This window comes from Marinomonas sp. ef1 (genome assembly GCF_002806845.1).
Lineage (GTDB): Bacteria > Pseudomonadota > Gammaproteobacteria > Pseudomonadales > Marinomonadaceae > Marinomonas > Marinomonas polaris.
This window is the reverse complement of record NZ_NHTT01000005.1, coordinates 39,801-53,683: the sequence shown is the minus strand read 5'-3', so window position 1 is coordinate 53,683 and position 13,883 is coordinate 39,801. Positions and strand designations below refer to the sequence as shown.

General features: G+C 43.8%; 10 protein-coding genes. 8 read left to right on the top strand and 2 right to left on the bottom strand.

Going from position 1 to position 13,883, the window contains the following annotated elements:
• Positions 1 to 23 precede the first annotated feature (23 nt).
• The 7 genes from CCS02_RS08230 (at position 24) to CCS02_RS08200 (ending at position 8,661) form a co-directional block, all read left to right on the top strand.
• A complete protein-coding gene (locus CCS02_RS08230) occupies positions 24 to 791 on the top strand; it encodes a 3-hydroxyacyl-CoA dehydrogenase (protein ID WP_100187515.1) in 768 nt (255 codons plus the stop codon).
• Positions 760 to 2,583: an acyl-CoA dehydrogenase gene (locus tag CCS02_RS08225; RefSeq protein WP_157807980.1), complete on the top strand. Its 1,824-nt coding sequence runs from the start codon at positions 760 to 762 to the stop codon at positions 2,581 to 2,583. Before CCS02_RS08230 ends, CCS02_RS08225 begins: the two co-directional genes overlap by 32 nt.
• Before the next feature lie 133 nt (positions 2,584 to 2,716).
• Positions 2,717 to 4,570, top strand: a complete 1,854-nt coding sequence (locus tag CCS02_RS08220) for a feruloyl-CoA synthase (RefSeq protein WP_072838189.1) — start codon at positions 2,717 to 2,719, stop codon at positions 4,568 to 4,570.
• Positions 4,571 to 4,600: 30 nt separating this feature from the next.
• Positions 4,601 to 5,017: an acyl-CoA thioesterase gene (locus tag CCS02_RS08215; RefSeq protein ID WP_072838188.1), complete on the top strand. Its 417-nt coding sequence runs from the start codon at positions 4,601 to 4,603 to the stop codon at positions 5,015 to 5,017.
• A 20-nt stretch (positions 5,018 to 5,037) separates the two neighbouring features.
• On the top strand, positions 5,038 to 5,787 hold the full coding sequence (locus tag CCS02_RS08210) for an electron transfer flavoprotein subunit beta/FixA family protein (protein WP_100187512.1): 750 nt from the start codon (positions 5,038 to 5,040) through the stop codon (positions 5,785 to 5,787).
• A complete protein-coding gene (locus tag CCS02_RS08205; RefSeq protein WP_100187511.1) occupies positions 5,787 to 6,719 on the top strand; it encodes an electron transfer flavoprotein subunit alpha/FixB family protein in 933 nt (310 codons plus the stop codon). Before CCS02_RS08210 ends, CCS02_RS08205 begins: the two co-directional genes overlap by 1 nt.
• 487 nt (positions 6,720 to 7,206) lie before the next feature.
• Entirely contained in the window at positions 7,207 to 8,661 is a 1,455-nt protein-coding gene (locus tag CCS02_RS08200; protein ID WP_072838185.1) for a TrkH family potassium uptake protein, read from the top strand.
• Between the two features lie 113 nt (positions 8,662 to 8,774).
• Here the strand turns inward: CCS02_RS08200 and CCS02_RS08195 are convergent, their stop codons facing one another.
• A complete protein-coding gene (locus tag CCS02_RS08195) occupies positions 8,775 to 11,102 on the bottom strand; it encodes an FdhF/YdeP family oxidoreductase (protein WP_100636314.1) in 2,328 nt (775 codons plus the stop codon).
• Positions 11,086 to 11,973, bottom strand: a complete 888-nt coding sequence (gene fdhD, locus CCS02_RS08190; RefSeq protein ID WP_100636313.1) for a formate dehydrogenase accessory sulfurtransferase FdhD — start codon at positions 11,971 to 11,973, stop codon at positions 11,086 to 11,088. Before fdhD ends, CCS02_RS08195 begins: the two co-directional genes overlap by 17 nt.
• A 424-nt stretch (positions 11,974 to 12,397) precedes the next feature.
• Between fdhD and CCS02_RS08185 the strand changes: the two genes are divergently transcribed.
• Positions 12,398 to 13,846, top strand: coding sequence for a peptidoglycan DD-metalloendopeptidase family protein (locus CCS02_RS08185; RefSeq protein ID WP_232728846.1), 1,449 nt, complete (start codon positions 12,398 to 12,400; stop codon positions 13,844 to 13,846).
• Positions 13,847 to 13,883 lie beyond the last annotated feature (37 nt).

Here is a 13,883-nt window from a genome sequence, read left to right as displayed (position 1 = left end):
AAAGCAAATTAAAGGTGTATTTTATGCAAATTCAAGGCAAACATTTTGTGGTTACAGGTTCTGCTTCTGGTATTGGTGAAGCGGTTGCGCGTCGTTTACATGGTCTAGGGGCAAAAGTCACTCTAGCGGATGTAAATGAAGAAGGTTTAGCACGTGTGAAAGCCTCTTTAGGTGAACGTGTACAAGGTTGCGTGACAGATATCGTCAGCGAAGAATCGGTACAAAATGCGGTCGATAAAGCCGTAGAAGCGTTTGGTCCTATTAGTGGTTTGGTGAACTGCGCTGGTATTCCAGGCGCAGAACGTATCGTCGGCCGTGAAGGTCCACATCGTTTAGCATCATTTCAGCGTGCGGTATCGGTTAATTTAATTGGTACTTTTAACATGATTCGTTTGGTTGCAGACAAAATGCAGCACAACGAACAAGAAGCCAATTTAGAGCGTGGCGTGATTATTAATACCGCATCTGTAGCGGCATTTGATGGTCAGATTGGTCAAGCAGGCTACGCGGCTTCCAAAGGTGGTGTTTGCGCCATGACGTTACCGATTGCCCGTGAACTAGCGCGCTTCGGTATTCGTGTGATGACTATCGCGCCGGGTCTATTTAAAACACCAATGATGGATGTGCTTCCAGAAGAAGTACAAAAGTCTTTAGGTGAATCTGTACCATTTCCGCCACGTCTTGGTGAACCTGATGAATACGCTTCTTTGGCTCAACATATCATCGAAAACAGCATGTTGAATGGCGAAGTGATTCGTCTTGACGGCGCCATTCGTATGGCCGCGAAGTGATACGGAGCCGATGATGACTTATCAAGCGCCTTATAAAGACATGCAGTTGCTGGTGGCGCAAGCTTATCAGCAACAAGGCTTGGATGCTCTCGAATCATTGGATGGTTTTGATCCAGAGCTTGCCAATGCTGTGATGGAAGAAGCGGCGAAATTTGCTGCTGGAGTGCTTGCACCACTGAACTCAGTTGGTGATATGCAAGGTTGCCGCTTTCAGGACGGCAATGTGATCACACCAGATGGATGGCAAGATGCGTATCAGCAATTTGCTGAATCGGGCTGGATTGGCTTGGCGTTGCCCGAGGAGTTTGGTGGTCAAGGTCTGCCAAAGTACATAGCTCAACCTGTGAACGAAATGTGGTTGTCGGCGAATTTGGCCTTTGTGATGTTTCATGCCTTGGCACAAGGTGGCTCTGAAATTTTATTGGCCTTTGCCAACGAATCTATTCAAAAGCGCTATTTGCCAAAGATTGTTAGCGGTGAATGGACCGTCGCCATGGCGTTGACAGAACCCAATGCTGGCTCTGATTTAGGCGCATTGAATACTAAGGCTATTCCACAACAAGATGGCACTTATAAAATCAAAGGCCAGAAGATTTACATTACCTATGGTGATCATGATCTTACCGATAATATTGCCCATTTGGTGCTCGCGAGAACGCCTGATGCGCCAACGGGTAGCCGTGGTATTTCGCTTTTTATCGTACCTAAATATCGTGTTTCTGAAGATGGCTCTTTGGGTGAGTTTAACGATGTTCACTGTACTGGCATTGAGCACAAAATGGGACTTCATGGCAGCCCAACTTGCTCCATTAGTTATGGCGATCAAGACGACTGTGTCGGTGAATTGGTTGGCGAATTGAATCAAGGCTTAATGGCTATGTTCGTACTGATGAACGAAGCTCGTTTAAGTTGTGGTTTACAAGGTGTAGCGTTAGGTGAGTTGGGGTATCAACGGGCATTGGAATATGCCAAAGAAAGAACTCAGGGTACAAATAGCCAAGGCGAAAAAGTGGCCATTGTTGAACATGCTGATGTGAAACGTATGTTGTTAGAAATGCGTTCAGAAACTTTTGCATTGCGTGCATTGGGTTATCAGATTGCAGCACAAATTGATGCTACTGAATCAGCTGTTGATAAAACGGAAAGCAATCAAATCAAAAAAGACAGAGTCGCTTTACTTACTCCGATTTTTAAAGCCTTTGCGACAGAGCGTGTCAATGTCATGGCGGGACAGGTGATTCAAGTTTTTGGCGGTATGGGCTTTGTTGAGGAAACTGGTGTTGCGCAAATCATGCGGGATGCTCGAATCACGACGATATATGAGGGCACAACCGGCATTCAAGCCCGTGACTTGATGTTTAGAAAAGTCCGTGGTGATCAGGGCAAAGCCTTGACTGAGTTACTTGCAGATATTACTCAGTTGGCGAGCTCATTTGAATCTGATCAAGTGTTCGCTGCCATGGCAAAAGAAACCCAGCAAGTGGTTACTAAAGTGACATCTTTGTTGGACTCTCACTTGCTTAACTCTCAGGGGAATACCAGTAATAGCGATGCAACGTCTTTACATGCTGTGTCGGTGCCTTTTTTAGAAGCGATGGGCATCTTATGTTGCACTTGGCAGTTATTAAATGTGTTGGCTTATCAGCAAGTACAAGAGAACACTGACGAGTCCTATATGCAGAATCTTAGAGCATTGGCAGCATTCTATGGTGCTTATCGTTTGCCTTCTGCGATGGCTGCTTTGAAGGTCGTTGAAAACGCTGGTGCGGGTGTCAGCGAGTACGAATTTTAAACAGACTGTTTAGGTCTGAAGTCGAGAAAACAATAACAATTCGGCAGTGGTTTATAAACCACTCCCTAAAACTCTAGCCATAAAAATAATCAAAGTGCCTTTTAAGGGCAAAAGATGAGAGTGGGAGCAAAAAATGAACGGTGAATTTCATCCTATTAAGGTCGTAGCGCATCCTATCCACATTGAAAATCGCGAAGGCGGAGTGCAAATCATCAATAGCCAAAAAGCGCTGGATGAGTATGCACGTTGTTGGACAGATCAGCTTGAATATTGGGCGGCAAAAACACCTGATCAAATGTTTGTTGCAGAACGTGATGATCAAGGTGAATGGCAAAAAGTGACCTACGCACAAGCAGTAACCCGAGTGCGTAAAATTGCATCTTGGTTAATTACTCAGCCAGTTTCTGTTGAGCGTCCTATCGTGTTTCTATGTGGCAACAGTCTAGAACATTTGATGTTGGCGCTGGCTGGTATGTATGTGGGAATTGCCCATGCCCCTGTGTCTCCAGCGTACTCTTTGGTTGCTACAGACTACAGCAAGTTACAGCATATCTTCGATATATTGACGCCTGGTTTAATTGTGGTGGATGAACTTGCACCTTATGAAAATGCTATCCAAGCGGTTTGCAAAGATCTGGATACGCCAGTTGCTGTTATCAAAGGCGACATTACTCCGCAAAAAATTAAAAATCCAACGCTCTCATTTCAGTCATTTTGGGATTTTCCTGAATCTGACTCGATAAATGAAAAGAACGCTCAAGTGAATGGCGATACCATTGCTAAAGTGCTTTTCACTTCTGGCACAACGGGTATGCCAAAAGGCGTTATCAATACTCAGCGAATGATTTGCGCCAACCAAGTGATGATTCATCAGGTTATGCAGTTCTTTAAAGATCAGCCGCCTATTATGGTGGATTGGCTTCCTTGGAATCATACCTTTGGCGGCAATCATAATATCGGTATTGCTTTGTACAATGGCGGTAGTTTGTATCTTGATGATGGCAAACCAACCGAAAAATTGTTTGCTAAGACCTTAAAGAATTTGGCTGAGGTTTCTCCAACTGTTTATTTCAATGTGCCAAAAGGCTTTGAGTTATTAGTGAAAAATTTAAAAGCCGATAATGATTTGGCTGAGAAGTTTTTTTCACGCTTGCAGTTTACATTTTTTGCCGCAGCAGGCTTGGCTCAGCATATTTGGGACGATTTGGATGCCTTGGCGATTAAGTATACTGGCAAGAAAATCCCCATGGTAACCGGCTTAGGCTGTACTGAAACTGCACCGTCAGCGACATTTGCTTCGGTTGAGGAATCCGCTTCAGGCGTTATCGGTGTACCAGCACCGGGTGTGTCTATCAAGCTTGTTCCAAACGAGGGCAAATTAGAAGCACGTGTCAAAGCCGAAACCGTGATGCCAGGTTATTGGCGTCAACCTGAGTTGACCGCAAAGGCGTTTGATGAAGATGGTTATTACTGTCTAGGCGATGCTTTCGCTTATCTTGATGAAAACGAACCACAGCGCGGCTTCCGTTTTGATGGCCGTGTGTCGGAAGATTTTAAACTAGATAGCGGTACTTGGGTAAGTGCTGGGACATTGCGTGCCAAGTTCATCAGCGCGTTTGCGCCATTTGTACAGGATGTTGTTTTGTGTGGCACCAACCGTGGTTATATTAGCGCGTTAATTTTCCCCGATTGGGCTCATTGTCAGGCGATTCTTCCTCATGATTTGATGGAGACAAATGAAGAAATCATCGCACATTTTGCAGTTCGTGAAGCTTTCAAACAAAAGTTGGTTGAGTTTTCGAATAACAGTACGGGCAGTTCAACAGTCGTACAACGCATTCTGTTGCAGGCGATTCCACCCAGTATTGATGCCCATGAAGTTACTGATAAAGGTTCGTTGAATCAGCGTGCGGTACAAGCTCATCGAGAAGATCAAATTGAGCTTTTGTACCAAGAACCCTTATCAGACTTAGTTATCAGTCTTTAAGAAGAACCATAATTTTAAAGAGGCAGCATCATGTTTAAAAATGAGCGTCAATTACAAATCGAGTGGGGCGACTGTGACCCTGCCGATATTGTTTTTTATCCGCGTTATTTTGCATTCTTTGATGCATCAACTGGCGCCTTGTTTGAAGCGATGGGTTATACGCTTCGACATATTCGAGACGAGTTAAAGGATGTTGGCTTTCCAATGGTCGATACTCGCTCGCAGTTTTTTAAGCCTTCTAAGTTCGGTGATAAGGTGGTTATCAAAAGCGAAATTACTGAAGTCGGTCGTGCTAGCTTTGGGATTCGTCATCAGCTTTTTAATGATGGTAACTTAGCGGTCGAATGCACGGAAAAACGTGTCTGGGCTTGTCATAATGCAGAAGGTGTTCTTAAAGCCAAACCAATCCCAGATGACATCAGAGCCAAAATGTTGAGTCATGGTTAAACAGAAAGGTCAGTGAAAGAATGAAAATTTTAGTGGGTGTTAAACGAGTCATTGATTACAACGTCAAGGTTCGTGTTAAAGCAGATCAAAGCAATGTGGATTTAACCAATGTCAAAATGGCGATGAACCCATTTTGTGAAATCGCTGTTGAAGAAGCGGTTCGCCTTAAAGAAGCAGGTGTTGCGTCAGAAGTCATCGTGATGAGTGTTGGAACAACACAAAGCCAAGAGCAACTTCGCAACGCCATGGCGTTAGGTGCCGATCGTGCCATCTTGGTTGAAGCTGAAAGCGACGTTGAGCCTTTAAATGTCGCCAAAGCCTTTGCTGCCGTGGTTGAAAAAGAGCAACCTGGATTAGTTATTCTTGGCAAGCAATCGATTGATTCAGACAATAATCAAATGGGACAAATGTTGGCGGCTTTGACAAAACGTCCACAGGGAACCTTTGCTTCTAAGTTGGTTATTGACGGTGATAAAGCACTCGTTACTCGTGAAATTGATGGCGGCTTACGTACTATTGCACTTACATTGCCTGCGATAGTTACGACAGATTTACGCCTTAATGAACCGCGTTACGCTAAATTGCCTGATATTATGAAAGCCAAGCGTAAACCACTAGAGACTCTATCTTTGGTAGATTTAGGCGTGACATCAAAGGCGCATTGCCGAATAGATAAGGTTGAAGCGCCTGCAACTCGTAGTGCCGGTATTAAAGTGGCGTCGGTGGATGAATTGATCAGTAAATTAAAAGACGAAGCGAAGGTGATCTAATGACGACTTTATTAATTGCAGAACATAATTCAAGCGTACTTTCGTCTTCTACTTTATCTGCGTTGACAGCAGCTCAAGCCATTGGTAATGAGATTCATGTGCTGGTGGCAGGTAAAAACATTGAATCGGTCGCGGATGCAGCAGCTCGTTTGTCTGGCGTCACTAAGGTCCTTTGCGCAAATGCTGATACCTATGAATACGCATTGGCTGAGCCAATGGGCGATTTAGTCGTGCATTTATCTGCGAGTTATTCGCATATTGTCGCGCCGTCTAATTCTGAATCGAAAGACTTTATGCCAAGAGTGGCCGCTTTATTAGATGTTGGTCAAGTGTCTGATATTTCCGCTGTATTGAGCACAGATCAGTTTAAACGTCCAATTTATGCCGGTAATGCCATTGCGACGGTAACCCTGTTAGACGACAAAAAAGTCATTACAGTGCGAGCATCTTCATTTGATAAAAGTACTCAACAGAATGATCAAGCCTGTGTTGTTGAAGTGGTAGATTTTATTGCTGATAGTAATTTGTCTAGTTGGCAATCAGATGACATTACCGAGTCGGCGCGACCTGATCTTGCTAGTGCTAGCCGTATTGTATCTGGTGGTCGTGGTGTTGGTAGTGGCGATAACTTTGCGCTGGTTGAAGCCTTAGCTGATAAACTAGGCGCAGCGGTTGGTGCTTCTCGTGCAGCAGTTGATGCGGGTTTTGTATCGAATGATCTTCAGGTCGGGCAGACGGGTAAAATTGTTGCGCCAGATTTGTATATGGCGTTTGGTATTTCTGGCGCCATTCAGCATTTGGCTGGCATGAAGGATTCAAAAGTGATTGTGGCGGTAAACAAAGACGAAGACGCGCCTATTTTCCAAGTTGCAGATTATGGTTTGGTCGGCGACCTTTTTGATGTGCTTCCTGAAATGACAAGCAAACTTTAGAATTGTATTAGAGTATAGATAATATGACCGCCTAGCATTAAGTTAGGCAGTCTGTTGTGAATTTGGTGACTTTAACCGAGCTTAGGCTCGGTTTTTTTATTTGCTTGAATTGGTTTGCGAGCAAAGTTCAATGACGCGTTTGCCGCTGATAACTAAAAAACAGCAAACTGTGGTGGCAAGAGCTGAAAGGTGAAAAAAATCAACGAGTAGCATGTTTTCCATAGATCGTTCCTTTTGTTGGCGCTTTTATTCATTGTTATTTTATTTAATAAAAGCACAGGTTTCATAATTCGTCCATACTATTTGCGAAATAGGCTTTCTTAAAATGTTTGTTTGCGGTAATGAAAAGTTTTGAATTTAGCTTTATTGACTTATAGTGTGCATCAGGATCAATAGCGTGCCTCGGTCCTATAGCTCTGTTGAAATATTCCCTCTATAAAAGATGTTTTTATACCGTGCAGATTGTTTATAGGAGTCGTGACGACTCATGATTCGCCCATTGTTGATTATGCGTTTGCTGACTATGCCGTGTTTATGGATGAGTGTGGTGCAGTTTGTATTCGGTGAATTGTCCTTTATGTTATTTAAAGATGATGTTGGGCGTGCTTTTGCGACGCCAGCCTTGATTACGTTTACCATATCTTTGGTTCTTTTATTGGGCTTTAAAAAATACCCTTTACCCTCCGTAAATACTCGTGAAGCCATGCTGTTTGCCACGTTAACTTGGTTAGCTGTTGGTGTATTGGGTGCGATTCCTATCATATCGGTTACGCATATTTCCTTTACCGATGGCGTGTTTGAATCCATTAGTGCTTTGACGACTACGGGCGCTACTGTGTTGTCTGGTTTGGATGATATGCCGCCGACCTTTTTGATGTATCGCCAGTTTTTGCAATGGATGGGCGGTCTTGGTGTGGTGATCTTTGTGGTGGCGATTCTTCCTATGTTAAACATCGGTGGCATGCGTTTGTTAAAAGCGGAAACGCCGGGGCCGATTAAAGACGATAAGCTTTCTCCTCGTGTATCTAGTACAACCCATTATTTATGGATGGTGTATTTGGCTATTACCGGCTTGTGTGCACTGAGTTACTACTTTGCTGGTATGTCGGCGTTTGATGCCATTGGCCACAGTTTTACCACGGTATCCACTGGCGGTTTTTCAACTCATGATGCCAGCATGGGCTATTTTAAAAGCCCGTTAATCTTGTGGATTTGTAATCTTTTCATGGTGCTAGGCGCGGTCAACTTTGCTTTGCATTATCGTATTTATATTGCCCGTAGCATTAGACTGTATTGGAAAGACGAAGAGACGCGTGGCTTTCTTAAAATCATTACTTTTGTGGCGTTATTATTGGCTTTGTTTCTTTTCCAGACAGGTTCAGAAGACGGGCTTTGGGTATCTATTACGCAGTCGTTCTTTCATGTTATTTCGTTTATTACCAGCACCGGATTTGCCGCAACCGACTTTGGTGCTTGGCCTGCAGTGACCTCAATAGTATTGATTTTTGTTGGTTATATTGGCGGCTGTGCAGGATCTACAGCGGGCGGTAATAAAGTGATTCGGAATATTATTTCTTTGAAATCTATTTCTTTGGAATTAAAGCGTTTGGTGCATCCAAATGGTGTCTTTGCGATGAAGTTTCAGGGGCGAACGATCAGTGCAGATGTTCGTCATTCTGTGATGGGCTTTATGTGTCTTGCTGCTATGGTTACCGTGTTCTTTACGATTTTGCTGATGATGACAGGCATGAGCTTTATGGCATCCTTGAGCGCCACGGCTGCTTGCTTGAACGTGCTGGGACCGGGTTTTGCTGAGCTTGGCAGTAACTTTTCACCACTAAGCGACACAGGTACTTGGTTGATGAGTTTTGCGATGATCTTGGGGCGTTTGGAATACTTTACTGTGCTGGTGCTTTTCTTCCCCGTAATGTGGCGTCATTAATAAGCATTTGATCGTTTTGATAAATAGTAAGAGCAAAAAAAAGGGCGGATATCTCATCGATATCTGCACCTTTTTAATTACCACATTAAAGAGCGTATTATTTAAAGAGAAGGTTAAACGGCGGCAACCGCGATGCCATTGTTTTCTTCTTCGTATGCTTCTAGTTCTATAGCAATACTTTTTGAGGTTGGTGTATTGCTGAATTCACCATGGCTGTCTAGCGGTACTAATGGGTTAGTCTCTGGGTAGTAAGCGGCAATGTTGCCTGCTGGAATACTATAAGGAACTAACTTGAAACCGCTAACTTTTCGCTCCACACCATCATCCCAAATTGAACGCAGTGTAACGCTTTGACCTTCTTCGAAGCCGAGACGTTGTATATCCGCAGGGTTGATAAACACCACTTTGCGTTCGCCTTTAATGCCACGATATCTATCGTTCATGCCATAAATCGTGGTGTTGTATTGGTCATGAGAACGCAGCGTTTGCATGATGAGCGTCTTGTCTGACAGCAAATCTTGGGCGCGCTTCGGCAGAATAGATTCAGGCAATACATGAGTATGGCAAATGGCTTTGCCGGCCGGTGTTTTCCAGTTTCTTTCTCGTGCGCTGTTACCTAGGTAGAAACCACCATCTTGTAAAATGCGCTGGTTGAAGTCATTAAACCCCGGAACAACGGCGGCAATGTGTTCACGAATAAGATCGTAGTCACTGACTACTTCGTTCCAATCAATTGGGAAATTGCCTAGAGTCGCAGCTGCGATTCCTGCGACGATGGCAGGCTCAGATTTTTGTTCTTTACTCAATGGTTCTAATACGCCACCAGAAGCATGAATCATACTGAAAGAGTCTTCTACAGTGACTTTTTGCTGACCTTTCGCTTGATGGTCTATGTCGGTACGACCAAGGCAAGGCAATATAATCGCCTCAGTGCCAGTAATAAGGTGAGAGCGGTTTAGCTTAGTACTTATTTGCACTGTGAGCTGACATTGCTTTAACGCGTCCTCTGTGGCTTGTGTATCTGGCGTCGCTGCAGCGAAGTTACCGCCTAGGGCGATAAACACGCCGACTTTTCCATCACGCATGGCTCGAATGGTATCAACAACAGCCAAACCGTGTTCTTGTGGTGGCGTGAAGTTGAAGCGTTTTTCCAATGCATCAAGAAAGGCCTGAGAAGGGCGCTCATTAATGCCCATGGTTCTATCGCCTTGTACATTACTGTGACCACGAACTGGGCAAGCGCCAGCGCCAGGTCTGCCAATGTTACCTTTAAGCGCGAGCAAATTGACCATTTCATGGATCATGGCCACCGAATGATGGTGCTGAGTAATGCCCATTGCCCATGTGAGAATGGTGCTATTGGCTTCGGCATAGACGTTGGCTGCGTGAGTTATTTCTTCTTTTGTTAGACCTGATTGATCAATAATGTCTTGCCAAGATGTCTGTTTAACTTGCTCTAGGTAGGCATCTAAACCCTGAGTGTGTTCTTTAATAAAGTCGTGATCAAAAACGGCTTTGCCTTGTTGCTGAGCTTTTTCTTCTAAATCGATAAGCACTTTGACCATGCCGCGCACTACCGCCATATCTCCGCCGATTTTAGGGCAAAAGTAGCCGGTATTGGTTGGTTTAGAACCGTTGGTGAGCATTTCCACTGGACTTTGAGGGTTTTGGAAACGTTCTAAACCCCGCTCGCGCAGTGTATTGAAGATGAGTAGTTGGGCGCCACGTTGCACTACTTCTTTTAAGGTTTCTAGCATACGAGGATGGTTTGTCCCCGGATTTTGGCCAAAAACCAAAACGGCATCTGCGCGTTCAAAATCGTCAATTTCAACCGTGCCTTTGCCGATACCAATGCTGCTGGTCAGTGCATAACCGCTGGCTTCATGACACATGTTTGAGCAGTCTGGGAAGTTATTTGTGCCATAAGCACGAGCAAGAAGTTGGTATAGGAAAGCCGCTTCGTTGCTTGCTCGCCCAGAGGTATAAAAGGCCACATTATCTGGATTGGTTTGTTCTTTTAGTGTGTTAGCGATTTGTTTATAAGCTTGTTCCCAAGAAATCGCTTCGTAGTGATCTGTTTCGCGGTTGTAACGCATTGGCTCTGTGAGTCGACCTTGGTATTCAAGGAAGTAGTCACTTTGTGTGTTTAGCCAAGTCACACTGTGTTCCGCCATGAAAGCGGCATCTACTTTTCGAGACGTCGCTTCCCAGTTCACCGCTTTAGCGCCATTTTCACAGAAACGAATCTTGGCTGGATCGTGTTTTTCACCCCAAGCGCAGCCCGGGCAGTCAAAACCATGAGGCTGGTTAGTTTTTAATAAGGTGTTAATGTTACGGACAGCATTTTCACTTTTTAGCCAATGTTTTGTGGTGCTTTGTAGTGCTCCCCAGCCGCCAGCCGGTCCCTTGTATGGCGTGTAAAAATCATTTTTTTTGCTCATCGTCTGTTCCTTCTGGCTTGGCTGAAGATGCGAACAGTCGTGGCGCATCTTGCTTGGGTAAATGAATTAATGTTAATCCGTAATGTTGAGCTAATTTGACTGCGAGTGTACTTGGCGACGCTAGGTGTATTAGTCTAGAAAGTCCGACTCGTACGGCTTTCTGAATCAATTCAGTGCTGCAACGACTCGACATTAAAACACTGTAATTATGCAAGTTTATATTCTGTTGGAGCGCATAGCCAATCACCTTATCGAGGGCGTTATGTCTGCCTATGTCTTCCATACATAAAATGGGTTCGCCTTCGGGGGATATTAGCAAGGCCGCATGAACTGCCCCAGTTTTGTTACCCAAGATTTGGTATTCGCCTAAGCGTGGCCTTAATGCGATTAAACTGGCTTCTTTTATCGCTTGGCTAGGCTGTAGTTTTGGCAGTATTGGAATGGCTTGAGTTAAAGATTCTATTCCGCATAAACCACAACCGGTCGCGCCAAGATGTGTTTGTCTTCTTTTTTTGAATTGAGCAAATCGGCGTGGGCTAAGCTCTAAATTGATCGCAATGCAGTCGATGTCTGGTGGAGTCTGCGTGAGTTGGACTGCAATGTCTCGGATGTCGTTAATATGTTCAATAATGCCTTCACTGCGAGCAAAACCGATAACAAAGGCTTCTAAGTTAACTGGTGTGACCATCATAACGGCATAAGAAATATCGTTGATACTGATGGCTAATGGCATTTCTTCAACGAGCTCTGTCGCTTCTAATGGTTCTTGTTCTAGCTGAATGCCTTGCTGCGCAGTCTTGTCCTGTAAAGCGTCGCAGCGGCCAAATTTTTGGCACCTGTGGCTGATAAAAGAAATAGGCGAATGTTGCATGATATTGAAATCAGTTAATTAAGAAGATGTACTTATAGTACGGAGAGAGAACAGGAGCGTCCAATGCTTTTGCGCTAAGAAAGAGCATGAAAACGACATGAATTTTGAATAGATATTGTTTGTTTAAAAAAGAGGCGATATGCGACCGTGTTTCAAAGGCCTAAGTATTTCTTTAGATCCTAAAATGCCGTATCCTACCCCGAAAAATTAAGCTTCAAAAACCCTCATCCGTATTGGTTTTGTAAAACTATAGGTTAAAAGGGTATGGACTGTGATTATTTGCACTCCAACAGTGGCAAGGAAAAAGCACATGCTACAAAGTGTGGTTCTGTTTTTGTCATATATCGAGAACGTGTGTGACCTAGGTGTTAGCACATAGCCAGGTTCTCCGTGAGCCACTTTTTGTTTAATGAGTTTTTTATTTATGCAGTTTATTAATCGCCTCTCGCGTTGGGCTTTATCTGGCCCGCGAGCTTGGTTATCTATCATTTTTGTTGCTTTTATCGCTTTGTTGTTTGTATATAAGTCTCTTGTATCACCAACAAATAATCCTAAAGACTACACGTTACCTAGTACCACTAAGAGTGATACTGCTAAGAGTGATACTGCTAAGAGCAGTGACAATAAAAGCATAGCGCCTCCACAAGCCAGTTCGAATACTGATGAAGATAATAATTACGATTCGCTGGTTACGACCGACCCTCTGCAAAATGTAGAGAAGGTTACAGCCTCTATTCCTTCAATAGAATACGTCATCAAGCCTGGTGATACCTTGGCTCGCATATTTGCGCGCTTGGGGTTATCTCGAGAATCCTTGTATTCTGTATTGGAAGCGGACCAGGAATTTTTAGTTCTTGAGCCTTTGATGCCGGATGATAAATTCACGTTTAAGTTGGATGAAAACGGTGACCTACTTAGGATGACTCGCCGTATAGATATTAGTAAAAGTGTATCCTATGTGCAGCATGATGGTGGTGGTTTTAGCTACGAAGAAAAGGTTAATCCCATCACTTACACGCAAGAAGCTATGCACAGTAAAATAAGCGGAAATTTTTATCTATCAGCTAAAAAAGTAGGTTTGTCGGATACGAACATTTTAATTATTAACGATTTACTGAAAGGTCGAGTGAATTTCCGCAAAGATCTTAGAGCAGGCGATGACTTTAATGTCATTGTCAAAAAAGGCAATATTGGTGGTGTGAAGGTAGGGGGAAATCAACTAGAAGCCCTGGAAATAACGGTAAGAGGTCAGAAATACAGTGCTTTCTTACATTCAGATGGACGTTTTTATGATCTCGATGGCAACAGCTTAACACCTGCCTTATTACGTTGGCCAACACGTAAGCAGTATCGAATTAGTTCACCTTTTAATGCCAATCGATTACATCCTATTACGGGTCGCCCAGCACCACACAATGGTGTTGATTTAGCAACTCCTTCAGGGACAGAAGTTCTTGCTACAGGTGATGGTGTTGTTACTCGAATCGCAACGCATAAGTATGCAGGTAAGTATGTTGTGGTTGATTATACGGGTCCTTACAGCTCGCGTTTTCTACACTTAAGTAAAATATTAGTGAAACAAGGCCAGAAGGTTAAACGTGGTCAAGTAATTGCTTTGTCTGGTAATACGGGCCGAACAACTGGCGCTCATTTACATTATGAATTGCATATAAGAGGCCGCCCAGTTAATCCAATGACGACGGATATTCCGACCACCCAATCCATACCTAAAGGTGATAAAAAAGAATATGCCAGTAATGTTAAGCGCTGGGTAGCCATGATGGCGAGTGCTCAGGCAGCAGATTCAGCTAAGAATACAGACGTTGAATCAGAGTCTGAACCAGCGTCCGAATTGGATGCCGCGGCAAATTAAATATCGATTTTAAAAAGACTGATGAAACATAAAAAAG

Bases quoted from the DNA above. Each gene is read 5' to 3' on its own strand.
- fdhD (WP_100636313.1), bottom strand. From the start codon at position 11,973: ATGCAACATTCGCCTATTTCTTTTATCAGCCACAGGTGCCAAAAATTT.
- CCS02_RS08200 (WP_072838185.1), top strand. From the start codon at position 7,207: ATGATTCGCCCATTGTTGATTATGCGTTTGCTGACTATGCCGTGTTTA.
- CCS02_RS08215 (WP_072838188.1), top strand. From the start codon at position 4,601: ATGTTTAAAAATGAGCGTCAATTACAAATCGAGTGGGGCGACTGTGAC.
- CCS02_RS08205 (WP_100187511.1), top strand. From the start codon at position 5,787: ATGACGACTTTATTAATTGCAGAACATAATTCAAGCGTACTTTCGTCT.
- CCS02_RS08230 (WP_100187515.1), top strand. From the start codon at position 24: ATGCAAATTCAAGGCAAACATTTTGTGGTTACAGGTTCTGCTTCTGGT.
- CCS02_RS08185 (WP_232728846.1), top strand. From the start codon at position 12,398: ATGCAGTTTATTAATCGCCTCTCGCGTTGGGCTTTATCTGGCCCGCGA.
- CCS02_RS08220 (WP_072838189.1), top strand. From the start codon at position 2,717: ATGAACGGTGAATTTCATCCTATTAAGGTCGTAGCGCATCCTATCCAC.
- CCS02_RS08210 (WP_100187512.1), top strand. From the start codon at position 5,038: ATGAAAATTTTAGTGGGTGTTAAACGAGTCATTGATTACAACGTCAAG.
- CCS02_RS08195 (WP_100636314.1), bottom strand. From the start codon at position 11,102: ATGAGCAAAAAAAATGATTTTTACACGCCATACAAGGGACCGGCTGGC.